The organism is Kitasatospora sp. MBT66 (genome assembly GCF_000710405.2).
In the GTDB taxonomy this organism is placed as follows: domain Bacteria; phylum Actinomycetota; class Actinomycetes; order Streptomycetales; family Streptomycetaceae; genus Kitasatospora; species Kitasatospora purpeofusca.
In genome coordinates this window covers 351330-370116 of the sequence record NZ_JAIY01000008.1, presented here as the reverse complement: position 1 = coordinate 370116, position 18787 = coordinate 351330, and the positions used below count along the sequence as shown (strand labels likewise).

The window sequence follows — 18787 nt, the reverse complement described above, 5'->3', positions numbered from 1 at the left end:
CACTTTCCGCCAGCTGTTTTCGCAGGTCGGAGGGCTTTCCGGCCTTTTCGGCCTTTCCGGACCGGCTGTCAGTCGGGCGGGGCGTAGAGGTAGGTGGTCTGCTGGCGTCCGCCGGTGGCGAGCTGGGCGGCGGCGAAGCCGGGCAGCTGGACCAGGCGGGCGGTGACGTCGGCGCGCTGGGTGGCGTTCAGCCGCTTCAGGAGGACCTGCACCTGGGACTGCGTCATGCCGCAGGGCCCGGCGGTCTTCACCGCGTGGACGAGCTTGTCGAGGTGCGGGTCACCGGTGCTGGCGGCGGCGGTGGGGCCGAGGATGTGGGCGGCGCTGGCGCGGGCGTAGCGCACGAGGGCCCAGGCGGCGCGCAGGTGGTGCTCGGCGATGCGGTCGGTGTGGTCGAGGAGGGCGTAGACCATGGCGGCGCGCTTGGCGTAGGGGGCGGCGCGGGCGGTGAACTCCGCGATCGGCCCTTCGTCGCCTTCGTCCCCGCAGAGCGCCGGGTAGACCTCCTCCCGCCACAGCTGCGCGGCCTCCGGGCTGAGCTGGACCTCGCCGACGCGGCGGGCGTCGGTGAGGACGGTCTTCCACGCGGTGGCGAGGTTGTCGATCAGCTCGTCGGGGGCGCCCCTGCCGTCGGGGTCGAGGAGGTTGCGGTGGACGAAGACCGGCAGGAAGCGGTTGTAGGTGCCGCCGGCCATCTCGGCGTCCTGCATCTTCGCCCGCAGCTCGCGCGGGGAGATGTGGCCGATGACGGCGATGTGCGGGGCGGTGGCGTGCAGCGCGTCCCGGTTCATGACGCCCAGGTCCTCGCCGTTCCACGCCTGCCGGAGGATGCCGCTCAGGGACGAGCCCTCGCGCCGTCCCCGGGCCATGGTGACCCCGTACTCGGACTCCACGACCCACAGGCGCTTGTCGGTGACGCCGGGGTCCTTGTCGCCGTCGCCGTCGCGGACCATCTCGATCAGGCCCTCGCCGGAGGACAGGCCGGAGCGGGTGTTGCAGGCGATGAAGTCCGGCACGGCGGCCTTGAACAGGCGCCGGGCGGTGTTCGTCCCCGCGCCCTTCCGACCGGCGGCCGTCGCGCCGACGGTCAGCGCCCAGATGAGGGCGGGGTGGCGGTCGTTGCCGATCCACATGAACGGCCCCGGCCCGATCGCGGCGCCCCCGGCCGACAGCAGGTTCACCAGCACGCCCACCGGGTCGGCCTCGGTGGTCGGGTCGAGATCGCGCACGGTCTCCCCCGCCCACCCGCAGAACACCTCCGGGTCCGGCACCGGCCCCGGCCGCGTCGGGCGGTCCAGCCCCGGAGCGGGGTCGTACATCGGGTTCTGCCGGGCCTGTGGTCGGCCGTCGGTGGTGGTGGCGAGGTGGAGTTCGACGGGCATCAGGCGCTCTCCGCAAGCTCGGGGGCGGTGGTGTCGGGGAGGTCGGCCTGACGGCCGTCGGGGCGGTGGTGGCGGTGCCAGCCGGGCTGTCCGGGGATCGCCACCGGCGGCCACCCGGGCGAGGCGCTCACCGGTCGGTGGGCGGCCTCGGCGGCGCGGGCCCGCTGCTCGGCCAGCTCCAGCGCGGTCGGGTGGTTCGACCAGGCCCGCACCGTGCGCACGAGGGTCTTCCAGGCGGCTTCGTCCTCGGCCGCCCACGCGGCGCGGGCCCGCTCGCCGAGCACCAGGTCCGTGCGCAGACGGGCGTGGATCGCCTCGGGTGCCTGCTCGGCCTGCTGGCGCCAGGCTTCGGCGGCGGTGACGAGCGCGGCCTCCCGGCGCGGGTCGGCCGGCGCCAGCGCGGAGAACGCGGGGGAGCCGTAGGCGGGGATGCCGACGGGCTGGCCCCACCGGTCGAACACCACCGCCGGGCTGATCCTGCGGATCACGCTCAGGAACCGCTCGGCGGCCCACCGGGCGGTGGAGCGGTGCGCGTCGCGGACCGGCGCCGGGAGGGCGATCGGGTCGGGCAGCACCGTTTCAACCGCGCCCGGATCCGTTTCAGCGGCACCGTCCGGCGCTTCAGGGGCGCCGTCGGTCGGGGCGCTCACGGGACGCTCACCGGCGCTCACGGCGGGGCCCGTTTCAGGTCCACCGGTCGCCGTTTCAGCGGCGCGGGCCGGAGCTTCGACCCCACCGTCCGACGCTTCAGGGGCGTCGTCGGCGGGGGCGCTCACGCCTGTGCGGTCGGTGCTCACGGTCGGGTCGGTTTCAGGCCCGGGGGGTGGTGGTTCGGCGGTGCGGGAGTCGGCTTCGGTAGGCCGGGTCACAGCTACTCCTTCGCGGTCGGGAGTCGGGCTGGAGTCGGGTGCTCACCGGTGAACAGCCGGGCTGTTAACCGGTGAACGCAGTCGGGTACCGGTCGGGTCGTGACGCCTGGTCAGTGGGCGACCGACGCGGTTCCGTAAAGGGCGGGAAGCGCTTCCGGGAACGCGGGAACGGTCGCCGGGAACGCCGGGAACGCCTGCCGGGGAGTCGGGTGAACGGTCGGGTGTTCACCCCGTCAGTCGGGTACGCGTATCCGGGGCGTACTCGCGCACCCGGGTACGTACTCCGCGCTGGTGAGCGGCGGTGAAGGGTGATGAACTCCGCGTCGGCCGGCGGGCGGTGTACCCGCCGGACGGACCGGTCGGATACGCCTGCGGGTACACCGGATACGCCGTACCCGGCCTGGCCGGTGAGCGGGTGGTGAGCGCTCATGAGCGTCGGTGAGCGCTCACCGGACGGGCATCAGGCAGCGACGAGCCGCAGAGGGTTCACCGCCGGGGCGGCGGGCGGCTGCGGGGCGGTCATGCCGAACGTGCGGGTGACCGCCTCGGCGACGAGCTTGGTGTACGCGTGGAACGACCGGCGCGGGTGCGACAGCGCGGCGCGGGCCAGCTCCGCGTACTCCTCGATCTGCGTGGTGTTGGAGTTCACCAGGGCGAACTGCAGGGCCTCCGTCAGGGCTTCGGACCACTGGAGGTCGGAAGCGGTCAGCATCAGTCCCGGGTGGAAGCCCAGCAGGCCCACCAGGTCGAAGAACCGCAGCGACACCGACACCCGCACCGACAGCCGCGGCTCGGTCTCGCCCGGGTCCGCCTCACCGAACACCGAGACGTTCTCCCGCACGACGCTGGTGGTCAGGATCGGCGGAGTGGTGAGCGAAGCGTGCATGATGGAACTCCCTTCACTGGGGCACGAGGCGGCGTACTGACTTGGCGGTTGGGGCGCCGCTTCGCTGCATTTGGGCAGGTCAGAGAAGTGCTAAACCCGCCCTCACAGAGTGCTTAGGGGGGCTATCGCTCTCTCGCGATACCCAAGGTAGGCACAGCCTCTCTGTGCGTCAAGTCCCCCTCGCGGTACTCTTGCTTCGCCCCCCTAGGCAGCGAAGGGATTGCGATGCACGAGGAGCTTGAGCGGGTGGCCAGCGTGGCCGTCCCGATCGAACGGGCCAAGGCGGCGATTGCCCTGATGGCGGACTATCAGAGCCGGGTGGTCGAGCTGTCCCGTGTCCGCCGGGAGGCCATCGAAGAGGCATCGGCCTCGGGTATGTCGCAGACCGAGATCGCTGCCCTGCTCGGCGTAAGCCGTGGGCGTGTCGGTCAGCTCGCGTCGGCCGGCCCCGCGCCGGAGCGGGCCTTCTTCGGTCTGGGGCCGATGACCGTGGCGGTTGGCGGCAAGTACGAGGCGGGGAAGTCTCCGGACGAGAACCCAAGCCAGGTCGTGACCAGGGAAGACCTGAACAACTACGAGCACCTGCGGAAGCTGTTCGCGGGCCTGAAGCTCGACTCCGAGTACGAGGTCATCCCGCCCTCCGGCATCGTGAACCTCAACCGCGAGCACCTGGTTGTCATCTGCGGTCCGCGGCTGTCTCCGATCGTGGCCCAGGTGCTCGAAGGTGACGACAACCTGCGGTTCCGCAAAGACGACTCCTGGCATCTGGTGGACTTGCACACTGAGACCGAGTACCGCTCCCCGCTCGACGTCGACGGCACGGCCGGGGACGTCGGCTACCTCGCTCGGCTTCCCCGACTCGACGGCAAGGGGACGTTCCTCTACATCGCGGGCATCCACGCGATCGGCGCGAACGGCGTCGTGCACTACCTGGAGAACCACCTCGGCGAGCTGTACCGCGAGGTCCGGACGAAGCGCTTCTCCACGCTCATCTCCTGCCGCTACGACCCGAAGACCCTGGAAGTTCTGGAGAGCAGCAGGGTCACTCCGATCTACCGACACGAGGGCTGACAGATGCGCGTCTCCATCGCCACCGCGCCCGGTGGCGTGAACCCCAACGAAGACTGGGTGGGCGCCACGTCGACCCTCGCCGTCGTCCTCGATGGGCTCAGCACGGCCGGACTGGACACCGGCTGCCGACACGGGGTCCCGTGGTACGTCGCCCAGCTCGGCGGGCACCTCATCGCCGCGCTGGCCGACCCCGGCCGACTGCTCGCCGACGGGCTTGCCCAGGCGCTGGACCAAGTGGCGGCGCTCCATCCCGGATGCGACCTTCGCAACCCAGGGACGCCTTCGGCTACGGTCTCAATCCTGCGTGCCGGCGCCGACCGGTTCGACTACCTGGTGCTCGCTGACTCACCCATCGTCGTCGAGCGGGACGGCGCTTACGAGGTGTTCACGGACCTGCGGGTGGACGCCGTGGTGCCCGAACTTCGCGCCGAGACAGAACGCTTTGCCACTGGGACGCCTGAGCATGCCGAGGCGGTCCGCCGGATGGTCGAGGCACAGCGGCTCACCCGGAACGCCCCGGACGGCTACTGGGTGGCTGCGTCGGACGGTGAGGCAGCGGAGCATGCCTTGGCAGGCACCGTGGCTGCCGTTGGCGTCGAGTCAGCGGCCGTCATGTCAGATGGAGCGGCACGTCTAGTCACTGACTACGGCGTCGCGTCGTGGGTGGATGTGTTCGCCACGCTTCGGGGTGAGGGTGCTGACGGCCTGATCTCGGCAGTGCGGAAGGCAGAGGCCACAGATCCGGACGGGCTCCGCTGGCCCCGCTTCAAGTCCGGTGACGATGCTGCGGTGGCGTTCTGCCAGCTCTGAATATCGGCACGGATTCGCTGAGGGGCTGCAGGGTCTTCCTGCAGCCCCTCATCTGCGACTACTCCCGAGCCGAAATATCCATCTGGCGAAGCCTTGGGATCGTGCGGTAGACGGCAAACGGAACGACCGAGAACCCTGGGGCTTGAGGCAAGTCAGCGAAGCCGCTTTGCCCGATCTCGCCGATGAAGCTATTTAGCGCCCTGGCGGTATTGCCGCGCAGCATTGAACCGGTCGAGTTGAGCATCTCGAAGGCTCCTGGGCTTGCTGCGGGGCTCGGGGAGGCGTGATGTCCAACGCTTCCCACTAGTGTCCATTCCTGCGGGCTCGTTCCGTACCGTGCGAAGAGGATTTCAGGGTCGGTGTCGAGGTACTGGCGGCCCTCCTGGAGGCGAGCGCCTATTGTGCAGGAATCTTCTCCAGTTGGTGACAGATTTAGGTGAACGCCGGGAAGGAAAATGGACCGGGCCAACTGAATCATCGACCGAAGTTGCGGGGCGCCGATCTGGTCTCCAGTGCCAGCTATGTTCTGGAAGTCTGGGATTCCGTCTTCGAGTTGCGGGATATGCGGAGCGGGAGCTTCGTTTCTGCTGGGCCTTGCCTGCTGCTTCTTTGCTGACCTGGGGGCGGGGGGAGTGGACGGGATCGCGGTTGGGTCCATCCCTTGAATCCCAATGAATGCCGTGGCAAAGCTGGAGAAGATGGACGCCAGATAGCGCGCATCGAAGAGTGATCCGCTGGCAGTGACTCGGATGATTGAACCAGCCGGAACCTCAGATCTCAGGCGCCCGGAGTGCCAGTAATCGGAGTTCTTGAGCTCCTCGGATATATCGATCAAGACACCTTCGGACTCCAGGGCATCTTCAAGGGCCGGAAAGATGGAGTCTCCAAGGGACTTGTGGACGTAGCGCTCTTCTCCCCAGGATCGATAATGGCCAGCGAATCCCTTTACACCTCCCTCGGTCCGCTTGTCTTGGCGGCTTGTGCTGCGTTCCTCCTCGGCTATGCCACCGTCAAGCTGGGCCAGCATCGACCGAACCTTGTCGGTGTCCACGTAAAGAAACTCGCGAATGATCAAGTTCGCCCCTATGTGCAAGCGCCAGGTGTGGCAGATGGTACGCCTGCGCATGGGCTGTGCCTAGATGGTTGTGGATCTCTATGTGTTCGGCAATTCCTGGCCGTGCAGGCGCCTCTCGGTACGCTTGGTAGGGGTGGGTGCGGACTCGGGAGGCGTCGCTCATGGTCGGCATGGGCGAGCGTGTTCAGGAAGCCCGTTTGAGGGTTGGCTGCCTGGGCCGTCTGTGGGCCGTCCGGGGTCGACCCAGGTTGGCCGGTGATGACAACTGCTGACCGCTCGATGCCTGGTCAGGGCTCTGCGGCCTGGCTCGGACGATCGACAAGTCAGACCCAGGGCAAGAAGTAACCCGGAACGGCCGTCGAGGGCCCCGCTCCCCGTTGTCGGGGGGCGGGGCCTTTCGCGTTCAACTTCCCTGTGGTGACGGGGAGTTCGAAGCTCCGCAAAAGTGGTTCAGACCATTGACGGCCCCGGTGGCGGCTCCTACCGTGTGAGCACCGACCAGGCGCAGGCATGCCAAGCCCCCACGCGCGCGTGTCCGCGCTCGGCGGACTCTCCATCCACCCCCACGGAGGAGCACCATGCGCACACGTCATGTCGTCGGAGCCGTGATCGCCGCCCTGTCGGTGCCGGTCGCGGTCGCCCTGCCGGCCCAGTCGCACGGCTACATCAGCACCCCGCCCAGCCGGGCCGCGCTGTGCGCGGCGGGCACCGTGAAGAACTGCGGCGCGATCCAGTGGGAGCCGCAGAGCGTCGAGGGGCCGAAGGGCTTCCCGGCCGCGGGCCCGGCCGACGGCGCGATCTGTGCCGGCGGCAACAGCCGGTTCGCCGAACTGGACGACCCGCGCGGCGGGGCCTGGCCGACCACCGCCGTCTCGGCGGGCCAACGGCTCACCTTCACCTGGAAGTTCACCGCCCGGCACGCCACCACCGGCTTCAAGTACTACCTGACCAGGGCGGGCTACGACGCCACCCAGAAGGTCACCCGGGCCAACCTGGAGCCGACCCCGTTCCTGAACGTCCCCTACAACGGCACGCAGGTGCCCAGCACCCTCAGCCACACCGCGACCCTGCCGAGCGGCCGGACCGGGCACCAGGTGGTCGTCGCGGTCTGGGAGATCGCGGACACCGGCAACGCCTTCTACTCCTGCACCGACGTCAGGTTCTGACGCCGGTTGCCCCGGTGGACCCCGTCGGCGTTCCGGCGGTGAGGAGTCCGGGGCGCACGGCCGCCTCCCACGGCGGCCGCGCGCCCCGGAGCTCCGCGACGGTACCGGGGACGGCTCCGGCGGAGCGAACGGGCCGGACGCCGCTCAGTGGCCGCAGCAGCCGCCGTCGACCCCGCCGCACTGGCACGGAGCGCCGGACTGGCAGCCGCAGCCGCAGCCCGGACCGCAGCCGCACCCGGCGGCGAGGACGGGAAGCAGTGCGGGGACGGGCGGTTCTACGGTGTCGGGAGCCGATGCCTGGCCGGTCGGGTTTGCCTTCATCGCGCGGACCCCTCCTTCTGACGGGCACGCTTCGGTGCCCACGGGATCGAGTGAAACCGCCGACCGGAGGAGGCGTCAACAGGCGCGCGGTGGTGGGGAGTCCACGCTTGTGTGCTTCCCCACCACCCTCGGCCGGGGTTTACCCGTTCCCGGGGCCGGGCGCCGTCCGGGAGAGGAGTCCGGGACAGGCGTCCGGCGGGAGGCGTCCGGCGGGAGGTCAGTCGAGCTGGGCCGCGGCCTCGGAGGCGGCGACGAACTCGTCCACGTGCTCGCCGGTGACCAGGTACACCACGCGCTTGGCCACCGAGACGGCGTGGTCGGCGAAGCGCTCGTAGTAGCGGCCGACCAGGGTGACGTCCACCGCGGTCTCGATGCCGTGGTGCCAGCGCTCGTCGATGAGGTGCGCGAACAGCTCGCGGTGCAGCGCGTCGATCGCGTCGTCGTCCTGCTCCAGCTCGAGCGCCTTGTCGACGTCCTTGGTGGCGATCACCAGGCCGGCCTTGGCCACCAGCCGCTGGGCGAGCTGGCCCAGCTCCAGGACGGTCGCGTGCAGGTCGGTCGGGACGGCGCACTCGGGGTAGCGCAGCCGCGCGACCTTGGCGACGTGGCGGGCGAGGTCGCCGCAGCGCTCCAGGTCGGCGCTCATCCGCAGCGAGGTGACGACGATGCGCAGGTCGGTGGCGACCGGCTGCTGGCGGGCGAGCAGGTCGATCGCCCGGTTCTCCAGCTCGTGGTGCAGGTCGTTGACCTTGCCGTCGGCGGCGATCACACTCTCGGCCAGCGCCAGGTCCGCGTCGAGGAGGGCGGTGGTGGCCCGCCCGAGGGCGGAACCGACCAGCCGGGCCATCTCGACCAGGCTGTCGCCGATCGAGTCGAGTTCCTCGTGGTACGCGTCGCGCATTGTTCTCTCCTCAGTAGCTGTGTCGGTGGCGGTGCCGACCGGTCATCCGGTGCGACCGTCCGAACGGCGCACCAATGACCGCTGCTGGTGGCGCGCATCGTACGCGCGCACCCGGGGTGGCGGACGGCTGTTCGGCCGGGCCACCCGTCCCACACGGGCTCCGGCGCCCACTCTGGGCCGTCCGGGCGACCGTCCACGACCTGTCCGGTGAATCGGCAGCTACTTGAAGGTGAATTCTCGGCAACGCGTGGTCGATCCCTTGACCTGGCCCTGGGGGAGCGGCCGCATCGTGCGCTTAGGCTGGCGCTATGGACGTGAACGTGGCCGCCGCCGCTGCCTGCGCCATAGCCGGGCTCGGCGTCGGCCTCACGGCCTCGATCGCTTTCCGTTGGAGCGAGCGCGAGCAGGCGAAGGGCAGGTACAGCGGCACCAACCGGAATCAGGGCCTCGGCCCCGCGCAGGAACCCCCGCTCCCGCCGGGCGTCGACACGGTCCTCTCCGTGCTGCGCTCCTGCGCGATCGTGCTCGGCGAGGGCGACGAGGTGGTCAAGGCCAGCTCGGCGGCCTACGCGATGGGCCTGGTCCGCGGCGGCGCGGTCGCCCTGGACCAGCTGCTCGCGCTGGCCAGGGGCACCCGCCGGGACGGCGAGATCCGGCAGATCGAGCTGGAGCTGCCCCGCCCGGGCGCGGCCCGGGCCGCCGAACCGCTGGCGGTCTCGGTCCGGGTCGCCCCGCTGGGCTCCCGGCTGGTCCTGGTGCTGGTCGAGGACCAGACCGAGCGCCGCCGGGTGGAGGCCGTCCGCCGGGACTTCGTGGCCAACGTCAGCCACGAGCTCAAGACCCCGGTCGGCGCGCTCTCGCTGCTCTCCGAGGCGGTCGCCGACGCGGCCGACGACCCGGAGGCGGTGCAGCGCTTCGCCGGCCGGATGCAGATCGAGGCGACCAGGCTGGCCAGCCTGGTCCAGGAGATCATCGACCTCTCCCGGGTCCAGGACGACCGCCTGATGGTCGACCCGGAACCGGTCGCGGTGGACGAACTGATCGCCGAGGCGATCGACCGCTGCCGCCAGCAGGCCGCCGCCAAGCAGATCCTGATCGCGGCCGGTGGCATCGCCGGCCTCTACCTGCACGGCAACCGGGGGCAGCTGGCCGCCGCGCTCGGCAACCTGGTCGAGAACGCGGTCAACTACAGCCCGCCCCGGACCAGGGTCGCGATCGCCACCCGCCGGATCTCCAGCGCCGCCGCCCTGGGCGAGGCGGACGGCGAACTCATCGAGATCTCCGTGACCGACCAGGGCATCGGCATCTCGGAGAAGGACCGCGAGCGGGTCTTCGAACGGTTCTACCGGGTGGACCCGGCGCGCTCCCGGCAGACCGGCGGCACCGGTCTCGGCCTCTCCATCGTCAAGCACGTGGCCGCCTCCCACGGCGGCACCGTCTCGGTGTGGAGCGTCGAGGGCCAGGGCTCCACCTTCACCCTCCGCCTGCCCGCAGGGCAGGCCCCCGTGGACCGCCCCCTGGTGGGCGGAACCCCGCAGTCCCTGTCAGAAACAACCCCCCAGCTTGCCCCGGAGGCCTGATCGTGACCCGAGTACTGGTGGTCGAGGACGAGGAGTCGTTCAGCGACGCTCTCTCGTACATGCTCCGCAAGGAAGGCTTCGAGGTGGCCATCGCCGCCACCGGCCCCGACGCCCTGGAGCAGTTCGAACGGAACGGCGCCGACCTCGTCCTGCTCGACCTGATGCTGCCGGGGCTGCCCGGCACCGAGGTCTGCCGCCAGCTTCGGGTCCGCTCCAATGTGCCGGTGATCATGGTCACCGCCAAGGACAGCGAGATCGACAAGGTGGTCGGGCTGGAGATAGGCGCGGACGACTACGTCACCAAGCCCTACTCCACCCGTGAGCTGGTCGCCCGGATCCGCGCGGTGCTCCGCCGCCGCGGCGAGAACGAGGGCCCCGGCGACGGCGGCGGCCCCGGCGCCCTGGAGGCGGGCCCGGTCCGGATGGACGTCGACCGGCACGTGGTGACCGTGGACGGCGCCAAGGTCGACCTCCCGCTCAAGGAGTTCGACCTGCTGGAGATGCTGCTGCGCAACGCCGGGCGGGTGCTCACCCGGATGCAGCTGATCGACCGGGTCTGGGGCGCGGACTACGTCGGCGACACCAAGACGCTGGACGTCCACGTCAAGCGGCTGCGGGCGAAGATCGAGCCGGACCCGGGCGCGCCGCGCTACCTGGTCACGGTGCGTGGCCTCGGCTACAAGTTCGAGCCGTAAACCGGCCGGTCGGCGCAGCGAGCCGGCCCGAAGCCCAGGCGAACGCCCCCTCCGGATCCTTCCGGAGGGGGCGTTCCCCTTATACGGCCCCGTGTGAGCGGCTCGGTACGAGCAGCCCTGTACGAGCGAGCGGCCCCGGGTGCCCGGGGCCGTGACTCAGTGGGCGGCCGGAGCGGTCGTACCCGTGGCCGGGGCGGCCGGGGTGGTGGCGCCGGTGGCCGGGGCGGTGGCCTTCGGCGGCACGGCGGCCGGGGCGGCGGTCGGGCCGTAGCCCTTGTAGAGGCCCTTGTTCGGGCTGACCTGGGCCTCGGCCTCGACCTTGTCGCGGTTCTTGAACGCGAACGAGGCCGGCACGTAGCCGCCGACGCTCACGGTGGTGGAGGCGATCTTGGCGGTCGGGGCGCCCGGGCCGCCGAGCAGCAGCGCGCCGCCGGCCGGGACGACGATGGCGGGCAGCGCGGCGCCCTTGTCGTCGGCGAAGGAGGCGGTCGCCCCGGTGCCGACGGTGATGGACTGCAGCTCGATCGCCTCGGTCCCGCTGTTGCTGATGTTCACCGTCACGTTGGCGGGGCCGGTGTGCTCGCCGGAGGACTCGTCCCCGGTGACCACGACGATGTTGTTCAGGCGGATGTCGGTGCCCAGGGTCGCCGACGCGTTGTCGGGCTTGACCTCCAGGGTGGCCGGGGTGTTCCCGGCGGCACAGGAGGACAGCGAGGCGATGGCGAGGGCGGCGATGGCGGCGATGCTGCCGCGTCGAAGGCTGCGGCTCACGGCGGCGGCTTCTCCTAGGTCACGTGTCGATAGGTCAGGTTCAGATTATCGACCACGCTTATGCCGTCCTCACGGGGTGGTCCCTTCGGGTCACGATCCGCCCGTCCCGCCCTCCGGACGGCGGCATGTCCGCGTGTTCAGGTCAATCATCGACCAAGATCGGATCACGATCGGGAAACGGCCCGATAAACGGTGAAAACCCAAGATCCAATCATGGTTTCGGGAGCGTTGCCAGAGGTTTCGGCAGGCAGTGGAACCGCCTCCGACCTGCGGGAAGCCCTCCTCGAACACCGGTCGCAGCACGTCATGGGGGTCCTTGTCAAGCCCCGAGACCGGCCCTGACCTGCGAAAACGCCCTTCGGGTGCGCCGAAAAGCGTGTTATTCTGGAAAGCCACGGAAGGGGTCCTGTCACATGACGTTCAAGGTTGGCGACACGGTGGTCTACCCCCATCACGGGGCCGCGCTGATCGAGGCCATCGAAATTCGCCAGATCAAAGGTGTGGACAAGACCTACCTGGTGCTCAAGGTGCAGCAGGGAGACCTGACGCTCCGCGTGCCCGCCGAGAACGCGGAGTTCGTCGGCGTGCGCGATGTGGTCGGCCAGGAGGGTCTGGACCGGGTCTTCGAGGTGCTTCGCGCACCGTACACCGAAGAGCCGACCAACTGGTCCCGTCGCTACAAGGCGAATCTTGAGAAGCTCGCCTCGGGTGACGTTATCAAGGTCGCCGAGGTTGTGCGCGACCTCTGGCGTCGCGAGCGCGAGCGCGGCCTCTCCGCAGGTGAGAAGCGCATGCTCGCCAAGGCGCGCCAGATCCTCGTCAGCGAGCTCGCGCTGGCGGAGAACACCAACGAGGACAAGGCGGAGACGCTGCTCGACGAGGTGCTCGCCTCGTAGCGGCCGTCCGCTCCACAAAACGCTCACAGCGCCCGATGCCGGCGCGCCGCCCACCGGACCTACGGTCCGTGGGTGGTGCAGTGGCACTTCGGGCGCTGAGGCGTGTCCGGACGACGCCCCGCACCCGGCGGCCCGGTCGGCCTCGGGTCTGCATGACCGTTTCTGCTGATCTTGCGGGCGGAAGACGGTGGTGCTTCGGAAGGGGTCCGCGCCCGTCGTGCACGCCATGGCCATACCCACTTCGCCGAAGGAGTGAAACCTGAACGCCACAGGAGCAATCGCAGCAGCAGTGGTTCCCGCCGCCGGCCGCGGCGAGCGGCTTGGGCCCGGTGCCCCCAAGGCCCTGCGTGACCTGGGCGGCGTGCCGCTCCTGGTGCACGCGGTCCGGGCGCTGACCCGCAGCCGGGCGGTCGGCCTGGTCGTGGTCGCGGCCCCCGCCGACGGCGTGGCCGAGGTGGTCGCGCTGCTCGACAGCCACGGTCTCGAGGGCAAGGACATCCGGGTGGTGGCCGGCGGGGACACCCGCCAGGAGTCGGTCCGCCTGGGGCTGGCCGCCATCCCGGCCGAGGTCGGGATCGTGCTGGTGCACGACGCGGCCCGGCCGCTGGTCCCGGTCGAGGTGGTGGACGCGGTCGCGGCCGCCGTCCGGGCCGGTGCCGAGGCGGTGGTGCCGGCGGTGCCGCTGGCCGACACCGTCAAGCGGGTCGAGCCCGTCCGGGGCGGGCCCGAGCCGGTGCTCGACACACCCGACCGGGCCACCCTGCGCGCGGTGCAGACCCCGCAGGGCTTCCGCCGGGACACGCTGGCCGAGGTGCACGCCAAGGCGCTGGCCGAGGAGTCGGCCGGGGCCGACGGCGGTCTGCCGCCGGTCACCGACGACGCCGGGCTGGTGGAGCGCTTCGGCGGCCGGGTGGTCGTGGTGCCCGGTCACGAGGAGGCCTTCAAGGTGACCCGCCCGCTGGACCTCGTACTCGCCGAGGCCGTACTCGCCCGCCGGAGGGCCGCCGATGCCTACTGAACCGCACGCCCCCGTCCTGCCCCGGGTGGGCATCGGCACCGATGTGCACGCCTTCGAGCCCGGTCGCCCGCTGTGGGTCGCCGGGCTGGAGTGGCCGGACGCCGAGGTCGGTCTGGCCGGGCACTCGGACGCCGACGTGGCCGCGCACGCGGCCTGCGACGCGCTGTTCTCGGCCGCCGGGATCGGCGACCTGGGCGCGCACTTCGGCACCGACCGCCCGGAGTGGGCCGGCGCGTCCGGGGTGAAACTGCTCGGCGAGGCGGCCCGGTTGGTGCGCGAGGCCGGGTTCGAGATCGGCAATGTGGCGATCCAGGTGATCGGGATCCGGCCGAAGATCGGCAAGCGCCGGGCGGAGGCGCAGGCCGCGCTCGCCGCCGCGGTCGGCGCCCCGGTCTCGGTCTCCGGCACCACCACCGACGGGCTCGGCCTCACCGGCCGGGCCGAGGGCCTCGCCGCGATCGCCACCGCCCTGGTGTACGAACGGCGTTGACCGTTCCCGGCACCCGTCGCCGGTCGGGCGGCGGTGGCCGGGCGCCCGACCGGGGTGCCCGCAGCGGAAATACACCGGGGGTGACGGGTGTTCAACACCCTTTGCCGGAGCCCGAATCGCTACTCTTCGATGCGGGTTCGCCCCAGCAGTCGCCTTTCCACCGCCGCTCGACGAGAAGAACGAGGTCCCGATGGCCGCAAACCTCTCCGACCAGGCCAAGGCCCTGATCGACGACAAGAGCTTCGCCGTGATCACCACCCTCCAGCCGGACGGCAGCCCGCAGTCCTCCGTGGTCTGGGTGAAGCGCGACGGCGAGGACATCCTGTTCTCCACCGTCGAGGGGCGCCGCAAGCACCTCAACCTGCTGAAGGACCCGCGGGTCTCGCTGCTGGTCAACCCGCCGGAGAACCCGTACACCTACCTGGAGGTCCGCGGCGAGGTCTCGCTGACCCGGGAGGGCGGCCGGGAGCTGATCGACGAGCTGTCGCTGAAGTACCGCGGCGAGGCGACGTACGGCTTCGACGGTCCCGAGGACGTGCGGGTGGTCGTGCGCCTCACCCCGCGGAAGGTCGTCGGCTCGATCTGAGCCCGCCCGGAGCGGAGGTGGTGTCCCGGGGCGGCCCCCGGGACACCACCCGGCACATCGCCCGGGACGTCACCTGGCACGTCACCCGGCGGAAAAGCATCCGCCGCGGTCTTGACATTTCGGAATGTCGCGAGGCACCCCCTGCTGCCCACTACGCTTGACGCTGTGAGCATTCGCCTGTACGACACCAGCACCCGCCAGGTACGCGACTTCGTCCCGCTTGTACCGGGTTGTGTCTCGATCTACCTGTGCGGCGCTACCGTCCAGTCGGCGCCACACATCGGGCACATCCGGTCCTACCTCAACTTCGACGTGATGCAGCGGTGGTTCGCCTACCGCGGCTACCAGGTGACCTTCGCCCGGAACGTCACCGACATCGACGACAAGATCATCGCCAAGGAGCGCGAGCTCGGCACGCCGTGGTGGCAGATCGCCTACGAGAACGAGCGTGCCTTCAACGACGGTTACGACGCGCTGGGCTGCCTGCGTCCGACCGTCGAGCCGCGGGCCACCGGGCACATCCCCGAGATGGTCGCGATGATGCGCGGTCTGATCGAGAAGGGCCACGCCTACGCGGCGGAGGGCAACGTCTACTTCGACGTGAAGTCCTACCCCGGCTACCTCGCGCTCTCCAACCAGAAGCTGGAGAACCTCCAGCAGCCCAGCGGCGAGGGCGAGACCGGCAAGCGAGACCCGCGCGACTTCGCGATGTGGAAGGCGGCCAAGCCGGGCGAGCCCAGCTGGGACACCCCGTGGGGCAGAGGCCGTCCGGGCTGGCACCTGGAGTGCTCGGCGATGGCCCACAAGTACCTGGGCGAGGCCTTCGACATCCACGGCGGCGGCCTCGACCTGATCTTCCCGCACCACGAGAACGAGATCGCCCAGTCCAAGGCCTTCGGCGACGACTTCGCCAACTTCTGGGTGCACAACGCCTGGGTCACCATGGCCGGCGAGAAGATGAGCAAGTCCCTCGGCAACTCGGTGCTGGTCGCCGAGATGGTCCGCCGCTGGCGGCCGATCGTGCTCCGCTACTACCTCGCCGCCCCGCACTACCGCTCGATGATCGAGTACAGCGAGGAGTCGCTGCGCGAGGCCGAGGCGGGATTCGGCCGGATCGAGGGCTTCATCCAGCGCGCCGTGGAGCGCTGCGGCACGGTCGACGCGGCACCCGAGGTGCCGCCGGCCTTCGCCGAGGCGATGGACGACGACCTGGGCGTCCCGCAGGCACTCGCCGTCGTGCACACCGCCGTCCGCCAGGGCAACAGCGCCCTCACCGCGGACGACAAGGAGAACGCGGTGGCGCGATTGGCCGAGGTCCGTGCGATGCTCGGAGTACTGGGACTCGACCCGCTCGACCCGCAGTGGGCCGGGGCGGAGCGCGGTGAGGACCTGCACGGCGTCGTCGACTCGCTGGTCCACCTGGTCCTGGAGCAGCGCCAGGCGGCCCGGGCCCGCAAGGACTTCGCGACCGCGGACGCCATCCGCGACCAGCTCGGCCTGGCCGGGCTGGCGATCGAGGACACCCCGTCCGGCCCGCGCTGGACGATCAACAGCCAGTAACCCCCGGGTGACCGAGGGGTGAGCGGTGGGCCGTACCGGACCGGTGCGGCCCTCCCGCATGACGGAACGCATGCCGTCGACCGCACCGGCGCGAGCCGGCGCGGCCGGCCATGCCGGACAGACAGACAGGAAGTACAGCCATGGCCGGCAACAGCCAGCGCAGGAACCGCCGCAACCCCGGGTCGAAGAAGGGCGCGAGTGTCGGTACCGGCGGCCACAGCCGGAAGGCGCTCCAGGGCAAGGGCCCGACGCCGCCCGGAGCGGAGCGCAAGGGTCACCCGAAGCAGCGGGCCGCCAACGCCGCGGTCAAGCGCGAGCGGGACGCCAAGGCCCGCGCCGGCATGCGCCGGGCCGGTGCCGGCGGCCGGGGCGGCCGCGGCGGCGCCGGCTCCGCCGAGCTGGTCTTCGGCCGCAACTCGGTGGTCGAGGCCCTGCAGGGCGACGTGCCGGCCAACGCGCTGTACGTCCAGCAGTTCATCGACACCGACGACCGGGTCCGCGACGCCTTCCAGGCCGCCAACGACCGGGGCATCCCGCTGATGGAGGCCCCGCGCCCGCAGCTGGACCAGATGACCGGCGGGATGAACCACCAGGGCCTGGTGCTCCAGGTCCCGCCGTACGAGTACGCCCACCCCGACGACCTGCTGGACGGGGCCGCGGACTCCGGCGACGACGCGCTGATCGTGGCGCTGGACGGGGTGACCGACTCCCGCAACCTGGGCGCCGTGGTCCGCTCCGCCGCCGCCTTCGGCGCGCACGGCGTGGTGATCCCGGAGCGCCGGGCGGCCGGTATGACCGCCGGTGCCTGGAAGACCTCCTCGGGCGCCGCGGCCCGGCTGCCCGTCGCCCGGGCCACCAACCTGACCCGCGCCCTGGAGGCGTACCAGAAGGCTGGTCTGACCGTGGTCGGCCTGGCCGCCGACGGCGAGGCCGAGATCGGCGACCTGGAGGTGCTGACCGGGCCGGTGGTGATCGTCGCGGGCAGCGAGGGCAAGGGCCTGTCCCGGCTCGTCGCGGAGACCTGCGACGTGCTGGTGCGGATCCCGATGTCCGGGCTCACCGAGTCGCTGAACGCCGGTGTCGCGGCGGGCGTCGTGCTGTACGAGGCGGCCCGGCTGCGCCGCAAGGTCGGCTGACCCTCCGGTCCGCCGGCGGTAGCCGCACACGGCGGGTGCTCGGCGCAAGGCGTTCTCCGGAACCGCCCACCGTCCGCCCGCAATCAATGGAAAGCGATCGGATCCGCCCGGATCCGATCGCTTTTCTCATGATCACTTCAAGGGGACTCCCGATATCCACTCGGGAGAGTGTCCTAACCGGGTGTCACCCGGTTAGACGGGCGTGGACACCAGAACACCTCGGCGCCCGCTCCTGGGCGGTGGCAGCACCGGGATAGACGCGGGCCCCGGCCTCAACACCGCCAAGGTGCCGTCGGACCCGGCACGCCTCAGCAGTACCCAGGCGAGCTTCCGGCTCCGGCTCGGCACCCCGGTGGCGCCGCTGATCGACGCCCCGGCCGGACTGCTGTCCACCGGCGCCGCGTTCGGCGACCCGTACGGCACCCAGGGCCTGATCCGCCGCCCGTCGGTCACCCCGCAGGTGGTCGTCCCGGTCGGCGACGTCTCGGCGCTCGCCGGGGCGCCGCCGCGCCGCAAGGGCCGGGTCACCCCGGTCACCTGGACCGGCGAGGCGCGGCCGGACGACATCGCGGCCACCCGACTGCTGGAGGCCGTCCGACTGGGCGGCGTCCCGGCCGGGGTCGGCGGACGCGGGGGCGGCCGCACCGGCGGCTCCCTGGCGGACGCGGACACCCAGCTGGTCCCGCCGTACGGCGGCGCCCGGACGGTGCCGCGCCAGCCGCGCGAGGGCGACGGCACCGCCACCGAGGGCGGCGTCGGCCCGGTCGGCGCGCCGCAGGGCTGGACGCCCAGCGGCGAGCTGCCCGAGGTCTCGGCCGCCGGGGCCGAGGGCAAGCAGCCCTGGTACCCGGGCCGCCGGGTGGACCTCGGCCTGGTGCTGCTGCCGCTGCGCGCCGTGCTCGGCTCGCTCTCGGTCTACGCCGGGTTCAGCAAGCTCTGCGACCCGGTGTACTTCGACGGCGGCGAGCGCGGCTCGATGATGCGCTGGCTGTCCTCGCTGCACCCCTGGAAGGTCGCCGAGCCGCTGCTGGCCTTCGCCATGGCGCACCCGGTCGGCTCCGGCCTGGTGGTGTCGTTCACCGAGATCGTGGTCGGTGTGCTCACCCTCCTCGGGCTCTGGCAGCGGCTCGCGGCCGGGGCGGCGATGGCGCTGTCCGCCGTACTGCTGTTCACGGTGAGCTGGCGGGCCGTGCCGGTGTACGACACGCCCGACCTGATCTTCCTGGCCGCGTGGAGCCCGCTGCTGATCGCCGGGGCGCCGTTCGCCTCGCTGGACGGGCGGCTCAACCTGGAGGCCTGGCGGCGGTACGGCGCGGCCGCGCCGGCCGCGCTGCGCCGCCGGGTGCTGCGGCGCGGTGCCGTGGTCACCGCGGCGGTGGTCGGTATGACGCTGCTGCTCGGCTCGATGCTGGGCGGCGCGGTCCGTACCGGCGCCCGGCCGCACCCGGCGCCGTCCCGGCCCGCCACCGACTTCGGCACGCCGGTCTGGCCGAGCGGCGGTCCTTCGGCGACCCCCGGCGGTCGGAGCCCGGCCGGTTCGGCGCCCTCGCCGGCCCCGTCCCGTCCGGCCGCGC

General features: G+C 71.4%; 18 protein-coding genes. 12 read left to right on the top strand and 6 right to left on the bottom strand.

The window, feature by feature from the left end:
- Window positions 1-68: 68 nt before the first annotated feature.
- The 3 genes from BI06_RS22970 to BI06_RS22960 all read right to left on the bottom strand — a co-directional run bounded on the left by BI06_RS22970 (window position 69) and on the right by BI06_RS22960 (window position 3137).
- On the bottom strand, window positions 69-1382 hold the full coding sequence (locus BI06_RS22970) for a DUF3987 domain-containing protein (protein ID WP_051741618.1): 1314 nt from the start codon (window positions 1380-1382) through the stop codon (window positions 69-71).
- The gene (locus tag BI06_RS22965; RefSeq protein ID WP_149030446.1) at window positions 1382-2032 is read right to left on the bottom strand and encodes a hypothetical protein; all 651 of its coding nucleotides are present in this window, start codon (window positions 2030-2032) and stop codon (window positions 1382-1384) included. Before BI06_RS22965 ends, BI06_RS22970 begins: the two co-directional genes overlap by 1 nt.
- A gap of 679 nt (window positions 2033-2711) precedes the next feature.
- Window positions 2712-3137 (bottom strand): hypothetical protein, encoded by a 426-nt coding sequence (locus BI06_RS22960; protein ID WP_051741616.1) that lies wholly within the window; start codon window positions 3135-3137, stop codon window positions 2712-2714.
- Window positions 3138-3362: 225 nt separating this feature from the next.
- On the opposite strand from BI06_RS22960, the gene BI06_RS22955 reads away from it, so the two are divergent.
- Together BI06_RS22955 and BI06_RS22950 are read left to right on the top strand one after the other, a co-directional pair.
- Window positions 3363-4208 (top strand): sigma-70 region 4 domain-containing protein, encoded by an 846-nt coding sequence (locus tag BI06_RS22955; RefSeq protein WP_043470947.1) that lies wholly within the window; start codon window positions 3363-3365, stop codon window positions 4206-4208.
- A 3-nt stretch (window positions 4209-4211) separates the two neighbouring features.
- Complete coding sequence (locus tag BI06_RS22950) at window positions 4212-5018, top strand: protein phosphatase 2C domain-containing protein (protein ID WP_043470944.1); 807 nt, start codon at window positions 4212-4214, stop codon at window positions 5016-5018.
- 58 nt (window positions 5019-5076) lie between these two features.
- On the opposite strand, the gene BI06_RS49610 is transcribed toward BI06_RS22950, so the two are convergent.
- On the bottom strand, window positions 5077-6069 hold the full coding sequence (locus tag BI06_RS49610) for a hypothetical protein (RefSeq protein ID WP_149030445.1): 993 nt from the start codon (window positions 6067-6069) through the stop codon (window positions 5077-5079).
- A gap of 602 nt (window positions 6070-6671) precedes the next feature.
- Between BI06_RS49610 and BI06_RS22940 the strand changes: the two genes are divergently transcribed.
- The gene (locus BI06_RS22940) at window positions 6672-7259 is read left to right on the top strand and encodes a lytic polysaccharide monooxygenase (protein ID WP_030393722.1); all 588 of its coding nucleotides are present in this window, start codon (window positions 6672-6674) and stop codon (window positions 7257-7259) included.
- Between the two features lie 538 nt (window positions 7260-7797).
- Here BI06_RS22940 and phoU read toward each other — a convergent pair.
- Complete coding sequence (gene phoU, locus BI06_RS22935) at window positions 7798-8481, bottom strand: phosphate signaling complex protein PhoU (protein ID WP_030393723.1); 684 nt, start codon at window positions 8479-8481, stop codon at window positions 7798-7800.
- Between the two features lie 308 nt (window positions 8482-8789).
- Here phoU and BI06_RS22930 point away from each other — a divergent pair, with 308 nt between their 5' ends.
- Both BI06_RS22930 and BI06_RS22925 read left to right on the top strand, forming a co-directional pair.
- Window positions 8790-10061, top strand: coding sequence for a cell wall metabolism sensor histidine kinase WalK (locus tag BI06_RS22930; protein ID WP_030393724.1), 1272 nt, complete (start codon window positions 8790-8792; stop codon window positions 10059-10061).
- A 2-nt stretch (window positions 10062-10063) separates the two neighbouring features.
- Entirely contained in the window at window positions 10064-10756 is a 693-nt protein-coding gene (locus tag BI06_RS22925; protein ID WP_030305055.1) for a response regulator transcription factor, read from the top strand.
- A gap of 156 nt (window positions 10757-10912) precedes the next feature.
- Here the strand turns inward: BI06_RS22925 and BI06_RS22920 are convergent, their stop codons facing one another.
- A complete protein-coding gene (locus BI06_RS22920) occupies window positions 10913-11527 on the bottom strand; it encodes a hypothetical protein (protein WP_030393725.1) in 615 nt (204 codons plus the stop codon).
- Window positions 11528-11940: 413 nt separating this feature from the next.
- Between BI06_RS22920 and BI06_RS22915 the strand changes: the two genes are divergently transcribed.
- The 7 genes from BI06_RS22915 to BI06_RS48285 form a co-directional block, all read left to right on the top strand.
- Window positions 11941-12423, top strand: a complete 483-nt coding sequence (locus tag BI06_RS22915) for a CarD family transcriptional regulator (protein ID WP_030244332.1) — start codon at window positions 11941-11943, stop codon at window positions 12421-12423.
- 259 nt (window positions 12424-12682) lie between these two features.
- Window positions 12683-13441, top strand: coding sequence for a 2-C-methyl-D-erythritol 4-phosphate cytidylyltransferase (gene ispD, locus BI06_RS22910; protein ID WP_233290274.1), 759 nt, complete (start codon window positions 12683-12685; stop codon window positions 13439-13441).
- The gene (gene ispF, locus BI06_RS22905) at window positions 13431-13931 is read left to right on the top strand and encodes a 2-C-methyl-D-erythritol 2,4-cyclodiphosphate synthase (protein ID WP_030393727.1); all 501 of its coding nucleotides are present in this window, start codon (window positions 13431-13433) and stop codon (window positions 13929-13931) included. Before ispD ends, ispF begins: the two co-directional genes overlap by 11 nt.
- A gap of 190 nt (window positions 13932-14121) precedes the next feature.
- The gene (locus BI06_RS22900; protein ID WP_043470936.1) at window positions 14122-14517 is read left to right on the top strand and encodes a PPOX class F420-dependent oxidoreductase; all 396 of its coding nucleotides are present in this window, start codon (window positions 14122-14124) and stop codon (window positions 14515-14517) included.
- A 165-nt stretch (window positions 14518-14682) separates the two neighbouring features.
- Complete coding sequence (cysS, locus tag BI06_RS22895) at window positions 14683-16077, top strand: cysteine--tRNA ligase (protein ID WP_030393729.1); 1395 nt, start codon at window positions 14683-14685, stop codon at window positions 16075-16077.
- A 140-nt stretch (window positions 16078-16217) separates the two neighbouring features.
- A complete protein-coding gene (rlmB, locus tag BI06_RS22890) occupies window positions 16218-17213 on the top strand; it encodes a 23S rRNA (guanosine(2251)-2'-O)-methyltransferase RlmB (RefSeq protein ID WP_030393730.1) in 996 nt (331 codons plus the stop codon).
- A 202-nt stretch (window positions 17214-17415) separates the two neighbouring features.
- Window positions 17416-18787, top strand: a 1372-nt coding sequence (locus tag BI06_RS48285) for a DoxX family membrane protein (protein ID WP_051741614.1), incomplete at its 3' end; no start/stop codon positions are given.